The sequence below is a fragment of the Micromonospora sp. NPDC051141 genome, assembly GCF_044455765.1.
Classification (GTDB): Bacteria; Actinomycetota; Actinomycetes; order Mycobacteriales; family Micromonosporaceae; genus Micromonospora.
In genome coordinates this window covers 1-17,618 of the sequence record NZ_JBITFD010000004.1, presented here as the reverse complement: position 1 = coordinate 17,618, position 17,618 = coordinate 1, and the positions used below count along the sequence as shown (strand labels likewise).

The 17,618-nt window shown below is 72.6% G+C and carries 16 protein-coding genes; 10 read left to right on the top strand and 6 right to left on the bottom strand.

Annotated elements, in window-relative coordinates; all coding sequences use genetic code 11:
- Positions 1-3: 3 nt before the first annotated feature.
- The 4 genes from nuoL to ACIA6B_RS08300 all read left to right on the top strand — a co-directional run bounded on the left by nuoL (position 4) and on the right by ACIA6B_RS08300 (position 6,207).
- Entirely contained in the window at positions 4-1,929 is a 1,926-nt protein-coding gene (nuoL, locus tag ACIA6B_RS08315; protein ID WP_396772111.1) for an NADH-quinone oxidoreductase subunit L, read from the top strand.
- A gap of 64 nt (positions 1,930-1,993) precedes the next feature.
- Entirely contained in the window at positions 1,994-3,526 is a 1,533-nt protein-coding gene (locus tag ACIA6B_RS08310; protein WP_396772110.1) for an NADH-quinone oxidoreductase subunit M, read from the top strand.
- Complete coding sequence (gene nuoN, locus ACIA6B_RS08305; protein WP_396772109.1) at positions 3,523-5,076, top strand: NADH-quinone oxidoreductase subunit NuoN; 1,554 nt, start codon at positions 3,523-3,525, stop codon at positions 5,074-5,076. The genes ACIA6B_RS08310 and nuoN overlap by 4 nt, the downstream gene beginning before the upstream one ends.
- 90 nt (positions 5,077-5,166) lie before the next feature.
- Entirely contained in the window at positions 5,167-6,207 is a 1,041-nt protein-coding gene (locus ACIA6B_RS08300) for a polyprenyl synthetase family protein (protein WP_281943592.1), read from the top strand.
- A gap of 377 nt (positions 6,208-6,584) precedes the next feature.
- Here ACIA6B_RS08300 and ACIA6B_RS08295 read toward each other — a convergent pair whose 3' ends face one another.
- Positions 6,585-7,766: an MFS transporter gene (locus tag ACIA6B_RS08295; protein ID WP_396772108.1), complete on the bottom strand. Its 1,182-nt coding sequence runs from the start codon at positions 7,764-7,766 to the stop codon at positions 6,585-6,587.
- 152 nt (positions 7,767-7,918) lie between these two features.
- Between ACIA6B_RS08295 and ACIA6B_RS08290 the strand changes: the two genes are divergently transcribed.
- Positions 7,919-8,701, top strand: a complete 783-nt coding sequence (locus ACIA6B_RS08290) for an IclR family transcriptional regulator (protein WP_396772107.1) — start codon at positions 7,919-7,921, stop codon at positions 8,699-8,701.
- A 70-nt stretch (positions 8,702-8,771) separates the two neighbouring features.
- On the opposite strand, the gene ACIA6B_RS08285 is transcribed toward ACIA6B_RS08290, so the two are convergent.
- Complete coding sequence (locus ACIA6B_RS08285) at positions 8,772-10,895, bottom strand: PhoX family protein (protein ID WP_396772106.1); 2,124 nt, start codon at positions 10,893-10,895, stop codon at positions 8,772-8,774.
- Between the two features lie 252 nt (positions 10,896-11,147).
- On the opposite strand from ACIA6B_RS08285, the gene ACIA6B_RS08280 reads away from it, so the two are divergent.
- Positions 11,148-11,663, top strand: coding sequence for a sigma-70 family RNA polymerase sigma factor (locus ACIA6B_RS08280; RefSeq protein WP_107154686.1), 516 nt, complete (start codon positions 11,148-11,150; stop codon positions 11,661-11,663).
- Entirely contained in the window at positions 11,660-12,349 is a 690-nt protein-coding gene (locus tag ACIA6B_RS08275; RefSeq protein ID WP_396772105.1) for an anti-sigma factor family protein, read from the top strand. The genes ACIA6B_RS08280 and ACIA6B_RS08275 overlap by 4 nt, the downstream gene beginning before the upstream one ends.
- A gap of 88 nt (positions 12,350-12,437) precedes the next feature.
- Here ACIA6B_RS08275 and rarD read toward each other — a convergent pair whose 3' ends face one another.
- The 4 genes from rarD to eccE all read right to left on the bottom strand — a co-directional run bounded on the left by rarD (position 12,438) and on the right by eccE (position 16,155).
- Complete coding sequence (rarD, locus tag ACIA6B_RS08270) at positions 12,438-13,355, bottom strand: EamA family transporter RarD (protein WP_396772104.1); 918 nt, start codon at positions 13,353-13,355, stop codon at positions 12,438-12,440.
- 52 nt (positions 13,356-13,407) lie between these two features.
- Entirely contained in the window at positions 13,408-13,839 is a 432-nt protein-coding gene (locus tag ACIA6B_RS08265; RefSeq protein WP_396772103.1) for a GNAT family N-acetyltransferase, read from the bottom strand.
- A gap of 100 nt (positions 13,840-13,939) precedes the next feature.
- Complete coding sequence (locus ACIA6B_RS08260) at positions 13,940-14,326, bottom strand: phage holin family protein (protein WP_107154690.1); 387 nt, start codon at positions 14,324-14,326, stop codon at positions 13,940-13,942.
- A 47-nt stretch (positions 14,327-14,373) separates the two neighbouring features.
- A complete protein-coding gene (eccE, locus tag ACIA6B_RS08255) occupies positions 14,374-16,155 on the bottom strand; it encodes a type VII secretion protein EccE (protein WP_396772102.1) in 1,782 nt (593 codons plus the stop codon).
- A 245-nt stretch (positions 16,156-16,400) separates the two neighbouring features.
- Between eccE and ACIA6B_RS08250 the strand changes: the two genes are divergently transcribed.
- The 3 genes from ACIA6B_RS08250 to ACIA6B_RS08240 all read left to right on the top strand — a co-directional run.
- Positions 16,401-16,718, top strand: coding sequence for a WXG100 family type VII secretion target (locus ACIA6B_RS08250; RefSeq protein ID WP_396772101.1), 318 nt, complete (start codon positions 16,401-16,403; stop codon positions 16,716-16,718).
- Positions 16,719-16,739: 21 nt separating this feature from the next.
- Positions 16,740-17,033 carry a WXG100 family type VII secretion target gene (locus ACIA6B_RS08245; protein WP_396772100.1) on the top strand — a complete coding sequence of 98 codons (294 nt, stop codon included), beginning with the start codon at positions 16,740-16,742 and terminating at the stop codon, positions 17,031-17,033.
- Positions 17,034-17,421: 388 nt separating this feature from the next.
- A partial coding sequence (locus ACIA6B_RS08240; protein WP_396772099.1) for a hypothetical protein occupies positions 17,422-17,618 on the top strand: 197 nt, incomplete at its 3' end.

The following is a 17,618-nucleotide window of genomic DNA, read 5'->3' as shown; positions in this document are numbered from 1 at the left end:
GTCGTGGAACAGACTGTGGAATTCGCTACGGCGGATGGGCTGCTGGGCAGTGTCTGGCTGCTGGTGGCGATCCCGCTGGTCAGCGCGGCGGTCCTGCTGCTGCTCGGCAAGCGGGCGGACCGCTGGGGCCACTGGCTGGGCGTGGCGGCCATCGGCGCCGCGTTCGTGCTCGGCCTGACCTACTTCTTCCAGCTCCGTGGCCTGGAGAACAAGCAGGTCCAGTCGAGCCTCTGGCAGTTCATCACGGTCGGCGACCTGAAGGTGGACTTCGGTCTGCTCTTCGACCCGCTGGCCGCGGTGTTCGTGCTGCTGATCACCGGGGTGGGCTTCCTGATCCACCTCTACGCCGTGGAGTACATGGCGCACGACGAGGGCCGGCGACGGTTCTTCGGGTACTTCAACCTGTTCGTCGCCGCGATGCTGCTGCTGGTGCTCGGCAACAACTACGTGATGCTCTACTTCGGCTGGGAGGGCGTCGGCCTGGCGTCGTACCTGCTGATCTCCTTCTGGTACGGCCGGCCGAGCGCGGCCACCGCCGGCAAGAAGGCGTTCCTGATGAACCGGGTCGGCGACGCCGGCCTGGCCATCGGCATCTTCGTCATGTTCGCCATGCTCGGCACCACCCAGTACGACGAGGTGTTCAACGGGGTCGGCTCGCTGACCTCCACCACCGTGCTGGTGCTCGGCCTGCTGCTGCTCCTCGGCGCGGCCGGCAAGTCCGGCCAGTTCCCGCTCCAGGCGTGGCTGCCGGACGCGATGGAGGGCCCGACCCCGGTCTCCGCGCTCATCCACGCCGCGACCATGGTCACCGCCGGCGTCTACCTGATCGCCCGCTCCAACCCGATCTTCTCGGCGAACGAGACGCTCCAGCTCGTGGTGGTCAGCGTCGGTGCGCTCACGCTGCTGATGGGTTGCGTCATCGGCGCGGCGAAGGACGACATCAAGCGGGTGCTGGCCTGGTCCACCGTCAGCCAGATCGGCTACATGTTCCTCGGCGTCGGCCTCGGCGGCGCGGCGTACGCGCTGGCCATCGTGCACCTGCTGGCGCACGGCTTCTTCAAGGCCAACATGTTCCTCGGCGCCGGCTCGGTCATGCACGGCATGAACGACCAGGTGGACATCCGCCGCTTCGGCAACCTGTCCAAGTACATGAAGGTCACCTGGCTGACGTTCATGATGGGTTGGCTGGCCATCATCGGCATGTTCCCCTTCTCCGGCTTCTTCTCGAAGGAGCCGATCATCGTGGCCGCGTTCGAGCGGGAGGGCTGGACGGCCTGGCTGTTCGGCATGGCCGCGCTGATCGGCGCCGGGCTCACCGCGTTCTACATGACCCGGCTGTTCGTGCTCACGTTCCACGGCCCGGCCCGCTGGACCGAGGACATCGAGCACCCGCACGAGTCGCCGAAGCTGATGACGATCCCGCTGATCCTGCTGGCGATCGGCTCGGTCGGCGCGGGTTTCCTGCTCGCCACGTCCGTGCCGGACTGGCTGGAGGCCACCGCCGGCCTGGGCGTCCAGGAGGAGGGGCACGAGGCGGTCCTCGCGCACTGGGTGATCACCGTGCTCTCGCTGCTGCTCACCGTGCTCGGGGCCGGGCTGGCCTGGTTCCTGTTCCGCAACGGCACGGCCACCGAGCCGCAGCCGGCCGGCGTGCTGGTCACCGCCGCCCGCAAGAACCTCTATACGGACACCGTCAACGAGGCGGTCTTCGAGAAGCCGGGCATCTTCCTCACCCGGGCGCTCGTCTTCCTCGACAACCGGGGCGTCGACGGGCTGGTCAACGGCCTGGCCGCCGCGGTGGGCGGGGGCTCCGGCCGGCTCCGGCGGCTCCAGACCGGCTTCGTGCGGTCGTACGCGACCTCGATCCTGACCGGCGCGCTGCTCGTGGTGGCGGCGTTCCTGGCGGTACAGGCGGGGTGGCTGGCGTGATCGACCTCAACGCGGCCGCCCCCGCCGGCGGGCCACGCAGTCACGACGGAGGTAAGGCCGAATAATGTCCAACTTCCCGTTCCTCTCGGTGCTGACCGTGGCGCCGCTGGTCGGCGCGCTGGTGGTGGCGCTGCTGCCACGTCGGCGGCCGGACCTGGCCAAGCTGGTGGCGTTCGGCTGGTCGCTGTTGGTGCTGGTGCTCTCGGTGGTGATGTGGTTCGCCTTCTCCGCCGACGGTGACCGGTTCCAGTTCCGCGAGTCGTACGCGTGGATCCCGAACTGGGGTGTGCGGTTCACCTTCGAGGTGGACGGCATCGCGCTGGTCATGCTGATGCTGATCGCGATCCTGGTGCCGCTGGTGATCCTCGCGTCGTGGCACGACGCCGAGCAGTCGAAGCGTTCGGTGCCTGTCTACTTCGCGCTGCTGCTCGTCCTCGAGTGCACGATGATCGGCGTCTTCGCCGCCGCCGACGTCTTCCTGTTCTACGTGTTCTTCGAGGTCATGCTCGTCCCGATGTACTTCCTGATCGGCAGCTACGGCGGCCACCAGCGGCAGTACGCGGCGGTGAAGTTCTTCCTCTACTCGCTGGTCGGCGGCCTGTTCATGCTGGCCGCGGTGATCGGTCTCTGGGTGGTCGGCGGGAAGACGTTCGACTGGCAGACGCTGAGCCAGGCCGAGTTCGCCACCAACACCGCCCGCTGGCTGTTCCTCGGCTTCTTCCTCGCGTTCGCGATCAAGGCGCCGTTCTTCCCGTTCCACACCTGGCTGCCGGACGCCGGTGGCGCCGCGCCGGCCGGTGCGGCGGCGCTGCTGGTCGGCGTGCTGGACAAGGTCGGCACGTTCGGCATCCTGCGCTACTGCCTCCCGCTGTTCCCGGAGGCGTCCCGCTGGTTCGCGCCGTACGCGCTGGCGCTCGGCGTGATCGGCATCATCTACGCGGCGTTGCTGGCGGTCGGACAGAACGACCTGAAGCGGCTGGTGTCGTACACCTCGATCGCGCACTTCGGCTTCATCGGGGTGGGCATCTTCGCGTTCACCACCCAGGCCGGCACCGGCGCGGTGCTCTACATGCTCAACCACGGCCTCGCCACCGGCCTGCTCTTCCTGGTGGTCGGCATGCTGATCGCCCGCCGCGGCTCGGCGCTGATCAGCGACTTCGGCGGCGCGGGCAAGCTGGTGCCGGTGCTGGCCGGCGTGCTCTTCTTCGCCGGTCTGGCGTCGCTGGCGCTGCCCGGCACCGCGCCGTTCGTCTCCGAGTTCCTGGTGCTGATCGGCACGTTCACCGTCAACAAGCCGGTCGCGGTGATCGCCACGCTCGGCATCATCCTGGCGGCGGCGTACGTGCTGTGGATGGTGCAGCGCACCACCCAGGGCACGCTGAACCCGGCGCTGACCGAGGCCGAGGGCATGCGTCGGGACCTCAGCCTGCGCGAGAAGGTCGTCGTCGCGCCGTTGATCGCGCTGATCGTGCTGCTCGGCTTCTATCCCAAGCCGGTCACCGATGTCATCAACCCCGCCGTCCAGGCGACCATGCAGGACGTCGGCAAGTCCGATCCCGCCCCTGAGGTCGGCAGCGTCCAGGAGGCTTCAAAGTGAGTGAACTGAAGCTGCCGTCGATCGACTACGCGGCGCTCGCTCCCATCCTGATCATGTTGGGCGCCGCCCTGCTGGGCGTCCTGGTCGAGGCGTTCGTGCCGCGCCGGCTGCGCAACGCGGTGCAGCTCGCGCTCGCCCTGGTGGCGGCGCTGGCCGCGATCACGATGGTGATCCTGAAGTCCGACGCCCGGCTGGTCACCGCCGGCGGCGCGATCGCGGTGGACGGGCCGACGCTCTTCCTCCAGGGCGCCATCCTGGTGCTGGCCGTGATGGCGCTGCTGCTGGTCGGCGAGCGCACGGTGGAGCGGGGCGGCGCCTTCGTGGCGCACGCGGCGGTCACCGCCGAGTCGCCCGAGGACCGGAAGCAGGCCGAGGGCGTCGGCGGGGCCACCGAGGTCTACCCGCTGATCTCGTTCGCGATCGGTGGCATGCTGATCTTCGTGGCGGCGAACGACCTGCTGACCATGTTCATCTCGCTCGAGGTCTTCTCGCTGCCGCTCTACCTGCTCTGCGCGCTGGCCCGCCGCCGGCGGCTGCTGAGCCAGGAGGCGGCGATGAAGTACTTCCTGCTCGGCGCGTACGCCTCGGCGTTCTTCCTGTTCGGCGTGGCCCTGATCTACGGCTTCACCTCCGGCATCCCGGGCCGGGGCGCCGGCGTCGACTTCGCCACCGTGCACGCCGCGGTCGGCGAGTCCTCGTCCAGCCAGGTGCTGCTCTTCGCCGGCATGGCGCTGCTCGCCATCGGTCTGCTCTTCAAGGCCGCCGCCGCGCCGTTCCACGTCTGGACGCCGGACGTCTACCAGGGCGCGCCGACGCCGGTGACCGGCTTCATGGCGGCCTGCACGAAGGTCGCCGCGTTCGGCGCGCTGCTGCGGGTGTTCCACGTCGCGTTCGCCGGGGCCTCCTGGGACTTCACGCCGGTGATCGGTGTGGTGGCGGTGCTGACCATGCTGGTCGGCGCCGTGCTGGCGGTCACCCAGACGGACATCAAGCGCCTGCTGGCGTACTCGTCGATCGCGAACGCCGGTTACCTGCTGGTGGGTGTGCTGGCCCCCAGCAAGGAGGGGCTGTCGGGCACGATGTTCTACCTGGCCGCGTACGGCTTCTCGGTGCTCGCCGCGTTCGCCGTGGTGACGCTGGTGCGGGACGCGGACGGCGAGGCCACCCACCTGTCCCGCTGGGCCGGGCTGGGTCGCCGCTCGCCGTTCTTCGCGGCGATCTTCACGTTCATCCTGCTGGCGTTCGCCGGCATCCCGCTCACCAGCGGCTTCACCAGCAAGTTCGCGATCTTCGGCCCGGCGCTGGAGGCCGACCAGGCCTGGCTGGTGATCGCCGGCGTGCTGACCAGCATGGTGCTGGCCTTCCCGTACCTGCGGGTCGTGGTGATGATGTGGCTGTCGGAGCCGGGTGAGGCGACCCCGACGGTGACCGTGCCGGGCGCGCTCACCTCGGCCGCCCTGATGATCGGCGTGCTCGCCACGCTCGTCCTCGGTGTGGTCCCCGGGCCCCTGCTGGACCTGACCACCGGTGCCGCCGAATTCGTCCGATGACGGAAGTGGTTCCACCCGGGGGCCGGTACGCCGTGGCGTACCGGCCCCCGGTCCGTATCCCCCTCACCGAGCAGGTCGAACGGGTGTGGCATGGTTGAAGACGTGGTGAACCCGGCTGGCGAGCGTTCAGGTCAGTTCGGCGCGCTCGGCCTGCACCTCGCCGACCCGCGCGTCGAAGCGTCCGTGCTGGGCGTCCTCGACCGGGTCGAGGCCCAGCTGTGGTCCGGCGTGGCCAGCGCCGACCCGTTGGTCACCGAGGCGGCCCGGCATCTCATGGAGGCCGGCGGCAAGCGGTTCCGGCCGCTGCTGGTGGCGTTGGGCGCCCAGTTCGGCGATCCGGAGGCCGCCCAGGTGGTCCCGGCCGCCGTGGTGATGGAACTCACCCACCTGGCCACGCTCTACCACGACGACGTGATGGACGAGGCGGCCGTGCGGCGGGGCGCGCCGAGCGCCAACTCCCGCTGGAGCAACTCGGTGGCCATCCTGGTCGGCGACTTCCTCTTCGCGCGGGCTGCGGACATCGCGGCCGACCTGGGCCCGGAGGCGGTCCGGTTGCAGGCGCGCACGTTCGCCCGCCTGGTGCACGGTCAGATCGCCGAGACGGTCGGCCCGCGCGGCACCGATCCGGTCGCGCACTACCTGCACGTGATCGCCGAGAAGACCGGTTCGCTGATCGCCACCTCGGCCCGCTTCGGCGGCATGTTCGGTGGCGCCTCCGCCGCGCACATCGAGGCCCTGGCCGGGTACGGCGAGGTCATCGGCGTCGCGTTCCAGCTCTCCGACGACCTGCTGGACATCGCCAGCGAGTCGGTGCAGTCCGGCAAGACGCCCGGCACCGACCTGCGCGAGGGCGTGCCCACGCTGCCGGTGCTCTACGCGCTCGCCGGCGACGACTCGGACGCGGCAAGCGTCCGGCTGCGGGAGATCCTGGCCACCGGCCCGCTCGTCGACGACGCGCTGCACGCCGAGGCGCTCACGCTGCTCCGTGAGTCCCCGGCGCTCAAGCGCGCCCGGGAGACGGTGCGCAGCTACGCGGAGGACGCCCGGGCCCACCTCGCCCCGCTCCCCGAGGGCCCGGCCCGCCGCGCCCTCGAATCCCTCTGCGACTACATCGCCGACCGCACCAGCTGACCTGCTGCGGTCGTCAGGTGGCGATTGCGCCGTGCGTCCCGACCACGGACGCCCGGTGGCGTTCCTGGCCGTTCCTGGCCGTTCCTGGGCCATTACCGAGCGTGATCTCCGCCGGGAACAGTTCGCAGCGGAGTCATATACCGCACGGTCATAAATATGACTCCTGGTCATATCCGTCCGATGCAGCATGGCCCGGTGGCCCGGTGGCCCGGTGGCCCGGTGGCCCGGTGGCCCGGTGGCCCGGTGGCCGGTGGCCCGGCAGAACGGCGGAACGGCGGAACGGCAGAGCGGGTGCCGCGCGCCGGCAGAGCGGTGCCGCGCGCCGGCAGAGCGGTGCCGCGCGCCGGCAGGGCGGCGTGAGTCGGGACGGAGTGAGCTCAGGCGGGGCGGGACAGCAGGCGGGCGGCGAGGAGCATGAGCAGGGCCGCGAGGAGCATGGCGCCGGCCGCGGTCAGCCACATCGCCGGGTAGCCGGCTGTGCCGGCCAGCGCGCCGAGACCGAGTGGGCCCAGGCAGCCGCCCGCGTACACGCCGGTCTGGGTGATCGAGGTGGCGGCGGCCGGGGCCTGCGGGTGGAGCCGGACCACCGCGAAGTTCAGCAGCCCCGGCCAGGCCCAGCCGAGACCGAAGCCGAGCACCACGCCGGCGACCAGCGGCACCGGGCCGGCCACCGCGAGCAGGAGCAGCCCCACCGAGCCCGCCACGAGCAGCCCGGCGATCACGCCGACGTGCCCGCCGGCCCGCCGGTCGGCCAGCCACCCCACGCCGACCCGGGCGGACACGCACACCGCGCTGCCCAGGGTGAGCGTCAGGCCGGCCAGGCCGGGGGAGAGCCCCCGCGCGGCCGACGAGTCGACCAGGAACGTGCCCAGCGCGTTCGCCGCGCCGGCCGCGAGCGTCGCGGCCAGCCCGACCACCACCAGCGCGGCCCGGCCGCCGCCCCGGGCGGTGGAGGCGGAGCGGGTACGCCGGTCCCGACCGGACCGGGGTACGGCCGGCAGCGCGGCCAGCGCGGCCCCGGCGGCCACCACGAACGCCCAGCGCCAGCCGGCGGTCAGCGCGACGGTGGGAACCGCCGCGCCGGCCAGCAGCGTGGAGAGCGGGATGGCGGCCTGCTTCACGCCGAAGGAGAGCCCCTGCCGGTGGGCGGGCACGTGCTCGGCCAGCGCGGCGTTGCTGGCGAGCTGGCCGAGCGCGTTGCCGGCGGCGCTGAGCGCGAGCAGCGCCACCAGCGTGGGGTACGACCGGGCGAGGCCGGCCACGGCCAGCAGCGAGCCGGCGGAGAGCACGATGGCGACGCGGGCCACCGGCGCCGGCCCGTACCGCTCGACCAGGGCGCCGGACGGCACCGAGGCGAGCGCGCTGATGCCGAAGTAGACCGAGACGGCCAGCCCCAGCCCGGCCGGGCTGAAGCCCAACTCGTCGCCGAGCTGCACGGCGAGGCCACCGACCAGGAAGACCGGCAGGACGCAGGCGATCGTGGTGACGGTGGCGCCGGCACCGACCCGAACCGGTCGCCCGGCCGCCGGCCGACCGGTTCGCGAAATAGTTTCAGTCATTGTCGGTCAACCTACGCCGACCGTGTTTTCGCTGCTGATCGTGTCTGTCGATGCACGTTCTGTGCCCGGTGATCTGACATCCTCGACCCGAACAGGCATTTCGCACCCGGACCTTTTTTCATATGGTGTAAGCCCCGGCGGCGGAGGTGGTTGTGCGCGACCCTCTGGCGGAGCCTTCGGACCTGATCCGCAGCGTCTCCCGCGCGCTTCGAGTGCTCGAGTCGGTCGGCCGTGCGCCGAAGGGCCTCACCGTGAAGCAGATCGCCCGCCGCTGCGAGCTGACCGTCGCCACCACCTACCACCTGGTGCGCACGCTCGCGTACGAGGGCTACGTGATCCGGCGCGAGGACGGGACGTACATCGTCGGGCTGGAGATCGCCGACCGCTACCGTGAGCTGGTCACCGCCTTCCGGGGACCGCCCGCGGTCGGTGAGGCGTTGCGCCGGGCCGCCGCGGAGACCGGCTGGAGCCACTACCTCGGTCGTTTCGTCGGCGGGCAGGTGGCGGTGACCGCGTGTGCCGAGGGACCGCGCTCGCCGTACCTGGAGGATCTGGTGCCGGGCTTCGCCGAGGGCGCGCACGCCACCGCGCTCGGCAAGAGCCTGCTCGCCACGCTCACCGCCGAGCAGCGCTTCCGCTACCTGCGGGAGTACGGCATGCGGCCGTTCACCACCGCCACCCTCACCACGGTCGAGGCGTTCGAGGCCGACCTGGCCGCCGGCGACCGGCGCGGCATGCAGTTGGAACTGGGCCAGTTCCGGCAGGGCGTGGCGTGCGCCGCGGTGCTCGTCGCCCCGGACAAGGACATCGAGCGGCGGGTGGTGCTGGCCTGCGCGTTGCCGGCCAGCGAGATGATGACCTCGGCGCGGGTGGTGCGGGCGAAGCTGCTCACCGTCGCGCGGGCGATCGCCGACGGAATCGCCACCGAGAACTGAGAGGGCCACCATCCCGGCCGGATGGTGGCCCTCCAGCGGGCGGTCCAGCGCCGGACCGCCCCGAGTTGGCTCAGCTACCGACCGGGCCGCCGTCGAGGCGCCAGGTGACCACCACGCCGGGCTTGGCGAAGTCACCGTCCGGCCAGGTGGAGGCCGGGTTCTCCACGGACGCGCCGGAGATCTCACCCGGGTGCTGCACGGCCACGAACACCGACCGGTTGTCCCGGGTGATGAACGGGCCGCAGGTCTCCGCGCCGAGCGGCACGGTGAGGAACTGCTTCAGGTGGCCCCGCTCCGGGCCCTCGACGGCGGTGGCGAACAGGCCGTCGTTGCTGCCCAACGCGTTGCCGTCGGTCGAGATCCAGAGGTTCCCGGTGGCGTCGAACGCGACGTTGTCCGGGCAGGAGATCGGCGACACCTTCGTCTTGTCGTACCCGGCGAAGTACGTCGAGGCGTCGGCCGGGTCACCGCAGACGATCGGCAGCGACCAGGTGAACGTCTCGGCGGTGTTGTCGCCGCGCTCCTCGACCAGCTCCAGGATCTGCCCGTGCTTGTTGGCGTTACGCGGGTTCGCCTCGTCGGCCGGTGCCTTGCCGGTCTTGCCCCGGTCGCTGTTGTTGGTCAACGCCACGTAGACCTTGCCGGTGAGCAGGCTCGGCTCGACGTCCTCGGGACGGTCCATCTTGGTCGCGCCGACCTTGTCGCCGGCCAGCCGGGTGAACGTGAGCACGTCGGCGGCGGTCATCCCGTCGACGTACGAGCGGTTGCCGCTGACCAGCTTGATCCACCGGCCCTGGCCGCCGAAGCCGCCGTCGGCGGGGAGCGTGCCGCTGCCGTCGATCTCCCCGGCCGGGCTGTCGCCGGTCAGCGCCGCCACGTAGAGCGTGCCCGACTCCAGCAGCGTCAGGTTGTGCTTGCGGGCCACCCAGGAGTTGCCCGGCAGGAACTTCTTGTCCGACACGAACTTGTAGAGGTAGTCGAAGCGCTCGTCGTCGCCCATGTACGCGACCACGTGCCCGCTACGGGCCACGATGACGTTCGCGCCCTCGTGCTTCACCCGGCCCAGCGCGGTGTGCTTGCGCGGCCGGGCCTGCGGGTCGAACGGGTCGATCTCGACGACCCAGCCGAACCGGTGCGCCTCGTTCGGGTGCTTCGCCAGGTCGAACCGCTCGTCGGCCCGGTCCCACTTGCGGCTGCCGCTCGGGTAGCGCACGTCGGTCGGGATGCCGTAGCGGGCCAGCTTCGGCTTCAGCTCCTCCGGCGCGCCGTCGCCGCCGACGAAGTACTGGTTGAAGTTCTCCTCGCCGGAGAGCACGGTGCCCCACGGGGTGACGCCGCCGGCGCAGTTGTTCAGCGTGCCGACGACCGTGCGGCCCTTCGGGTCGGCGGCGGTCCGCAGCCACGCCGAGCCGGCGGCCGGGCCGGTCAGCTCGAACGTCGTGGCCAACGCCGTGACCCGACGGTTGTACTCGCGCCGGCCCCGGCGTACCGGCCGCCACTGGCCGGTGTCCGTGACCCGCTCCAGCTCCACCACGGACATGCCGTGCGCGGCCATCGCCACCCGCACCTGCTCCACGGTCAGCGCGTCCTGGCTGGTGAAGCCGGGAAACATCAGGTCCTCGTTGGTGTACTCGTGGTTGACCACGAGCAGCGCGCGCCTACGGTCGATCGGCAGCACGCCGACGAAGTCGTTGTTGTAGCCGAACTGCTTGGCCTGGGCGGCGGCGCTCTGCTGACGCACGTCGAACGCGGGCGCGCCGGGGACCACCTCGTCGCCCCACTTGATGACGACGGCGTGGTCGTACCCGTTCGGCACCACGAGCGTGTCCAGCTTGTTCGGCGGGATCGGCTTGAACGACAGCGCGCCGCTGCCCGGGCGGGCGGACGCGGCGAGAGCCTCGTCCGTGCCCGGGGCGGTCGGGGTGGCCGGCGCGGCGGCGGCCGGCGCCGCGCCGGCGAGCGCGCCCGCGGCGGCCCCGCCGAAGCCGAGCACCAGCGCGCCGACCGCGCCGGCCCGGACCACGCCGCGGCGGGAGACCTCGGCGTCGACCAGGTCGCCGAAGTACGGGTTGTCGGACGAGTTGGGCACCGGGTGGTCGCAGGCGTTGCCGCACCGGTACAGACAGGTCATCGCGTCGCGGCTGCCGTGGCGGGTGCCGCCCAGCAGCGGAAGCAGGCGAGGACGTTCGCTCATGGGGTGGAGCCTCCTGGTCGGACGTCGGACGTCGGACGGCGTGCCGGGCGGTCGACCCGGACGCGTACCTGCCGGACGGTGCCAGCACGTGGTGAGCGCGCGTCGGCCCGAACCTGAACCGGAGGTGAACAGCTCCGGCGTGACCTGCGGCTGAACCGTTCGGCGGCCCGGCACGTATGGAAGGACGAACGCAACCGCCCGGACGGGCGAACGCATCGCCGGTCTCCCCGCCGCCGGAAGCGAGGTACCGCCATCAGCGACCACGACGCCCAACTGCTGCGCGCGCTGCACGACGAGCACGCCGACGCGCTGTTCGCGCACGCCCTGCGACTGGTCAACGGCGACCGGCCGCGCGCCGAGGACCTGGTGCAGGAGACGCTGCTGCGGGCCTGGCGGCACCCGGAGTCGCTGGACCCACGGCGTGGCTCGGTCCGGGCCTGGCTCTTCACCACCGCCCGGAACCTGGCCATCGACGCCTGGCGTCGCCGCTCCGCCCGAGTCGGCGAGGTCTACACCGACGAGCTGCCGGAAACCGCGGAGACGGTCGACGAGACGGAGCGCGCGGTGGAGGCGTGGACGGTGGCCGAGGCGCTCAACCGCCTCAGCCCGACCCACCGCGAGGTGCTCGTCGAATGCTTCTACCAGGGCCGGTCGGTGGCGGAGGCGGCGGCCCGGCTGGGCGTACCGCCGGGCACGGTGAAGTCGCGCACCCACTACGCGCTGCGCTCACTGCGGTTGGCGCTGGCCGAGATGGGGGTGACCGGATGACCCGCTGCGAGTTCGCGCACGACGACGGCGCGTACGTGCTGGGCGCCCTCGCCCCGGCCGACCGCGCCGCCTACGAGCGGCACCTGGGCGGGTGCGCGCAGTGCCGGGAGGCGGTGGCCGAGATCGCCGTGCTGCCCGGCCTGCTGGGTCGGCTCGACCCGGCCGGGTTGGAGCAGTTCCTGGAGGTCGGCCCGGAGACCTCACGGCTGCCCGCGCTGCTCGACGCCGCGCGGGCGCGCAAGCGCCGCGACCGCTCCCGCGCCCGACGACGGTACGCGTCGACCGCGCTCGCCGCCGCCGCGCTCGCGGTGCTGGCCGGCGTGGGCGTGACGCTGCTCCGGCCGCCGGCCGAGTCGGCTCCCCGGCCGGTGGCGCTCACCTCGATGCGGCCGGTCGCCGGGACCGCGCCGGTACACGCCGAGGTGGGGCTGACCGAGACGCCGTGGGGCACCGAGGTCACCATGCACTGCGGCTACGACAGGCGGGCCGGGCACCGCGAGGCGTACACGTTCCGGCTGGTGGCGCACGGCCCGGACGGCGCGACCGAGCAGATCGGGTCCTGGCTGGCCGCTCCCGGCGACGACCTGCGCTTCTCCGGCGTCACCCGTTTCACCAAGGGGGAGTTGGTCCGCCTGGAACTCCTCCGCGCCCCCGACACCCCCGTCCTCGCCTACGACCTCCGCTGACCGTCCACCTCGCCCCCGCCCCGTCTGTTGCGCGCTGATTCACGGAAAGCGTGGCTGTTTCAGGCCCGATAGCCCCGCTTTCCGGGAATCAGCGCGCAACGGGGGAGGGCAGTGGGGCGCGGGTGCGACGGGCCTGGCGGGTGTGGTTCAGGGCGTCGAGGGTGAAGACGACGAGGGCGAGCCAGACCAGGGCGAAGCCGGCCAGGCGGGCCGGCGGCATCGGCTCGTGGAAGAGCAGCACGCCGCAGCCGAGCTGGAGGATCGGGGCCAGGTACTGCAACATGCCGATGGTGGACAGCGGCAGCCGGTTGGCCGCGCCGGCGAAGAACAGCAACGGAATCGCGGTGGCCGCGCCGGCCAGCACCAGCAGCGCGGTGTGCCCGGCGGAGACGTGCCCGAACGTCGAGTCGCCGCGCGAGGCGAGCCAGCCCAGGTACGCCAGGGCGGGCAGCGCCAGCACCGCCGACTCGACGAAGAGCCCCTCGGCGGCGGGCAGGCCGAGCTGCTTCTTGACCAGGCCGTACCCGGCGAAGCTGAACGCGAGCGTGAGCGCCAGCCAGGGCAGGCGGCCGTAGTCGACGGTGAGCACCGCCACCGCGAGCGCGCCGACGCCGAGCGCCGCCCACTGCGCCGGGCGCAGCCGCTCCCGCAGCACGAGCACGCCGAGCAGCACCGACACCAGCGGGTTGATGAAGTAGCCGAGCGCGGTCTCCACCACCCGGTCGGAGTTCACGCCGTAGATGTAGGTGCCCCAGTTCACCGCGATCAGCGCGGCGGCGAACGCGATCCCGGCCAGCGCGCGGGGTCGCCGGGCCAGCGCCCGCAGGAAGCCGACGTGGCGCATGGCGGCCAGCAGCAGCGCCACGAACACCACCGACCAGATGATCCGGTGCGCGAGGATCTCCACCGGCCCGGCCGGACGGAGCAGTTTCAGGTAGATCGGGAAGAAACCCCAGAGCAGGTACGCGCCGATGCCGTACAGATAGCCGAGGCGGAGCTGGTTCACCGCTCCACCGTAAGTGGCGAAGCCGGCAATTGGTCCTTTCTGGTGACCGGCGTCACCGCTCGTCCAGCTCCATGTACCGGTCCGCGGCCACCGGCTGGAAGCCGAGCTTCCCGTACACGCCGTGCGCGTCCACGGTGGCCAGCATGATCCGGCGTACGCCCAGCTCGGCCATGTGGTCGCGGACGCCCGCGGTCAGCCAGGTGCCCAGCCCGCGGCCCCGCTCGGCCCGGTCCACGTAGACGTCGCACAGCCAGGCGAACGTGGCCCGGTCGGTCACCACCCGGCCGACCGCGACCTGTCGGCCGTCACCGGGACGGTAGACGCCGAAGCCGATCGAGCCGGCGAAGGCGCGCTCGACCGTCTCCCGCTCCCGCCCCCGCGCCCAGTACGCGTCCGTGGCGAGCCAGGTGTGCACGCGGCCCAGGTCGAGCCGGTCGGGGTCGGTGCTGAGCTGGTAGCCGTCGGCGCGCGTCAGAGTGAACACCCGGCCGAGGCTAGTGCCGCTTCGGGGGCCGCTCGCCAGCCAATTCCCGCGCACTGGCCTGCCCGCCCGGACGGAGTGCCGGGCGGGCGGCGACGACGTCTCAGTCGCGGTCGAGGACCGCGCCCAGGATCCAGGTGACGATGCCGACGAGGAGCGCGCCGAGCACCGCCGCCGGCCAGAACCCGTCCACGTGGAAGGGCAGCCCGGCCTCCCCGGCGATCCAGCTCGTGAGCAGGAACAGCAGACCGTTCACCACCAGCGCGATCAGCCCGAGGGTGAGCAGGTAGAAGCCGCACCCCACGGTCTTGATGATCGGCTGGAGCACCGCGTTGACCACGCCGAAGATCACCGCGACGAGCAGCAGCGTCGTCACCGTCTCGGTGGCGGACCCGGAGTCGAGCGTGATGCCCGGGATGAGCAACGTGGCGAGCCAGAACGCCACCGCCGTCGACGCCACCCGGATCAGAAGACCCTTCAGGAAATCCATGGCCGGGATCGTGCCACGCCGCTCCCACCGGCGGAAGCGCGTACGCCTCAGCGGCGGGCCGGACGACCGACCAACTGTGACTCGACCGGGGTCGGCGACAGCAGGGCCCACCGCAGCGCCCGCCGGTTGACCACCGCCACCATGTCGTCGCGGATCCGGGTGAGCCAGCCGGCGGCACCGCCGAGCCCCAGCGCGGCGCCGGCCAGCTCGGCCTCGGCCGGGTCGAGCGGCTGCAGAACGGCCAGGTCGGCGCGGGCCAGCGCCGGGGCGTCCGCCGGGGTCAGCTCGTCGCGAACCACAAGCACCGACTGCCAGGACGCCGCCGGACCGACCTCCGGCGGCACCGGGCCGGCGTCGACCACCAGCAGCAGCGGTCGCAGCGGCGAGCCGGGCGCGCCGACGACCGGCCGCCCCGGCGGGAGCAGCGGCACCCCGTCGACCCCGCGCGCGAACGCCTCCCAGGCGCGCGGCCTGGTGGTCTGCACCGCCACCCGGGCACCGAGCGCCAACGCCCGCAGCACCAGCAGCTGCGCGGCGGGCACCCCACCGACCAGCAGCACCCGGGTCGTCGCGGGGCGGAACAGGCGGACGGTGAGCGGGCCGCCGCGCCGGTTGGCGCCCACCATCAGGCCGGACCCACCGACCGGCAGGTCCGGTGCGGCCGGTGGCGACCCGGTCGGGGGCACACCGCCGGTCACCGCCAGCGGCAGGGTGGCGGCCAACCCGGTGAGGTGCTCGCCGTCGAGGCGGTGCAGTTCCGCTCCCGCGTCCCCGGCCGCCCGGCGGAGCGCCCGCTCGGCGAGCGCCAACTCCGCCGCGCTCCCGGCGGCCACCCGGACGGTCAGCTCGGCCGGGGTCGGCGCGGCGTCGGCGCGGGGGCCGACGCAGAGCGCGACGGTGGTGGCGGTGGCCGGCACGGCCAGCAGCCGGGGCACCAGCCCTCGGGCGGCCTCGCTCCGCGGATCCGGCCAGCGACGCAGCCGCCAGGTGGCCTGGGCCAGCCCACCCACGGTGAGCAGCGGCCAGGTCTCCCGGGCCGGGGCGCCGGTCTCGTGATGGGCCAGCTCGTCGATCACCCGCAGGGCGGCCGGTGCGCCGAGCGGCCGGCCGCCGAGCGAACCGAGCCGGCGGACGATCCGCCGGACCGTCCCGGAGAGCGCCCGTAGCAGTTCCTCGTCCGACCAGCCGTCGGCCCGCAGCACCCGCACGGCCAGCACCACCCGCGTACGCCCGGCCAGCCGGCCCTCGGTGAGCTGGCGGTAGGACGTCCCGGCCGGCCCGGCCGCGACGGGCGGCACGGGGGCCGGTGAGGCCGAGAAGACCAGCTGGAGCCGGACCGGAGGGCTCTCCGGGCCGGCGGGCGGGAGCAGGTCGGGTGGGGCCGGGAGCGCCTGCGGGCCGTCGCCGAGCAGGTCGTCCGGATCGCCGAGCTCCAGCAGCGCGGTCAGCCCGGCGGCGTCGTGCAGCACGGCGGCCGGACCGCCGGCCAGCTCCGCGGCGTGCACCACCGTGCCCGGCCCGACCAGGCCCAGCAGCGCCGAGGGGTCGGTGGCCGCCGGCAGGGCGCGGCGACGGCTCAGGTACGCCGTAGCGACGGTGAGCCACTCGTGCAGCCAACGGCCCCGGAACCGGACCCATGCGGCGGGCACCAGCAGTGCCGCGCAGCACAACGCCACGGCGGTCGGCGCGACGCCCCGCCCCAGGGCGGCCAGCAGGACGGCGACCGCGACCTGTGTGGTCACGATCTGTCCGGCGCGGAGCCGCCGGAGCCTCCACTGTGGGGGTGGGGCCGGCACGGGCGCGGGCCGCTCCGTCGTGCTCGCGGTCACCGCACCTCCTCGTCGGGTCGCCGGGTGACTCTGCCGTGGCACATCGTAGTGGCGTCGTTGTCCACAGGGGAGGTCCCGGGGGTAGCAGAACCGGACTGGGGCCGCTACCGTCAGCGACGAAAATCGTTGCGCGTGCGCCCGCCGTCTCCCTCCCCCTTCCGGCGGCCGCGAGCGCCGCGCCGACGAGCCCACGGTGGTCACCCCGGGTGGCCAGCCACGACCGAGGAGACGAGGTGACGTCCGGGATGTCCCAGACCCAGGCAGAAGCCGCGGTGATGCAGCAGACCGCCGCGAAGTTCGAGCACGTCGACCAGTCGCTGCAGACCATGCTCAGCGGCCTGATGGCCGAGCTGGAGGTGCTGCAACAAGCGTGGCGAGGCGCCGGCGGGCGCTCGTTCGAGCAGGTCAAGCAGCAGTGGGCGCAGGATCAGACGGCCCTGCAACGGGCCCTGCGCGAAACCGCCACCGCGATCCGCACCGCCGGCCGCCAGTACGACGTCTCCGACACCGAGGCCGCCGGCCGGGTGGCCGGCACCAACCGCGGCATCCAGCTGCCGCTCTAGACCATCGGAAGGATCGAACCCATGGAGCACGGTGTGCTGGTCGTCAACTTCGCCGCCCTGCAACAGGCCGGCGCCGACATCCAACGGGCGCTGACCACCCTGGAGAGTCAGCTCGGGCAGCTCGAACGGGACGCGGCGCCGCTGGTGGCGAGCTGGAACGGTGAGGCGCGCGAGGCGTACGAGCAGCGGCAGTCCCGCTGGCGGGCCGCCTCGCAGGACATGCAGGCGATGCTGCGCGACATCAAGCTGGCGGTGGAGGACTCCGCAACCGACTACCTCGACACCGAGAAGCGCAACGCCAACCTGTTCCACTGAGCCGGGCGGGTCGGCCCGGGTGCCCACACCCGGGCCGCCCTCCCCGACCCCCTCCCCGACCCCCTCCCCGACCCCCTCCCCGACCCCCTCCCCGACCCCCTCCCCGACCCCCTCCCCGACCCCCTCCCCGACCCCCTCCCTGGCCCGCCCCGCTTCCGCGATCTTGCACTTTCGGTCCTCGGTTCAGGCGTCTTGCCCGTTTCGTCCGGGCACGAAGTGCAAGATCTGTGAAGGTGTTTGTCAAGCGGTGGCTTCGAGGGTGCGCCAGATTTGGCGGGCTATGTAGCGTTTGAGGCTGCGGGTGATCTCGGCTGGGGTGCGGCCTTCGGTGGTGCGGCGGTTGGTGTAGTCCTTGGTGGGTTGGTGGCAGCGTTGCCGGGTTTTGGCGGTGCGACCAGGCGCTCAGCGCGATCGCGGCGGTGACGGGGCCGATGCCGGGCTGCTCGAGCAGGGTCGGGCAGAGTTTGTCGACCAGGGTGCGGATCTCGGTGAGGTTGGCTTTCAGGAGCCGGTCGAGGCCCACGATCTGCTCGGCGAGGGCTGCCAGTTGAGTGCGATGCAACCGGTCGAGACCGCTGCCGCCGG

What these genes read in the sequence shown, in the direction of transcription:
- ACIA6B_RS08250 (WP_396772101.1), top strand. Translation starts at nt 16,401, where the DNA reads ATGTCCCAGACCCAGGCAGAAGCCGCGGTGATGCAGCAGACCGCCGCG.
- ACIA6B_RS08260 (WP_107154690.1), bottom strand. Translation starts at nt 14,326, where the DNA reads ATGGATTTCCTGAAGGGTCTTCTGATCCGGGTGGCGTCGACGGCGGTG.
- ACIA6B_RS08285 (WP_396772106.1), bottom strand. Translation starts at nt 10,895, where the DNA reads ATGAGCGAACGTCCTCGCCTGCTTCCGCTGCTGGGCGGCACCCGCCAC.
- ACIA6B_RS08295 (WP_396772108.1), bottom strand. Translation starts at nt 7,766, where the DNA reads ATGACTGAAACTATTTCGCGAACCGGTCGGCCGGCGGCCGGGCGACCG.
- ACIA6B_RS08300 (WP_281943592.1), top strand. Translation starts at nt 5,167, where the DNA reads ATGGTTGAAGACGTGGTGAACCCGGCTGGCGAGCGTTCAGGTCAGTTC.
- ACIA6B_RS08275 (WP_396772105.1), top strand. Translation starts at nt 11,660, where the DNA reads ATGACCCGCTGCGAGTTCGCGCACGACGACGGCGCGTACGTGCTGGGC.
- ACIA6B_RS08310 (WP_396772110.1), top strand. Translation starts at nt 1,994, where the DNA reads ATGTCCAACTTCCCGTTCCTCTCGGTGCTGACCGTGGCGCCGCTGGTC.
- ACIA6B_RS08245 (WP_396772100.1), top strand. Translation starts at nt 16,740, where the DNA reads ATGGAGCACGGTGTGCTGGTCGTCAACTTCGCCGCCCTGCAACAGGCC.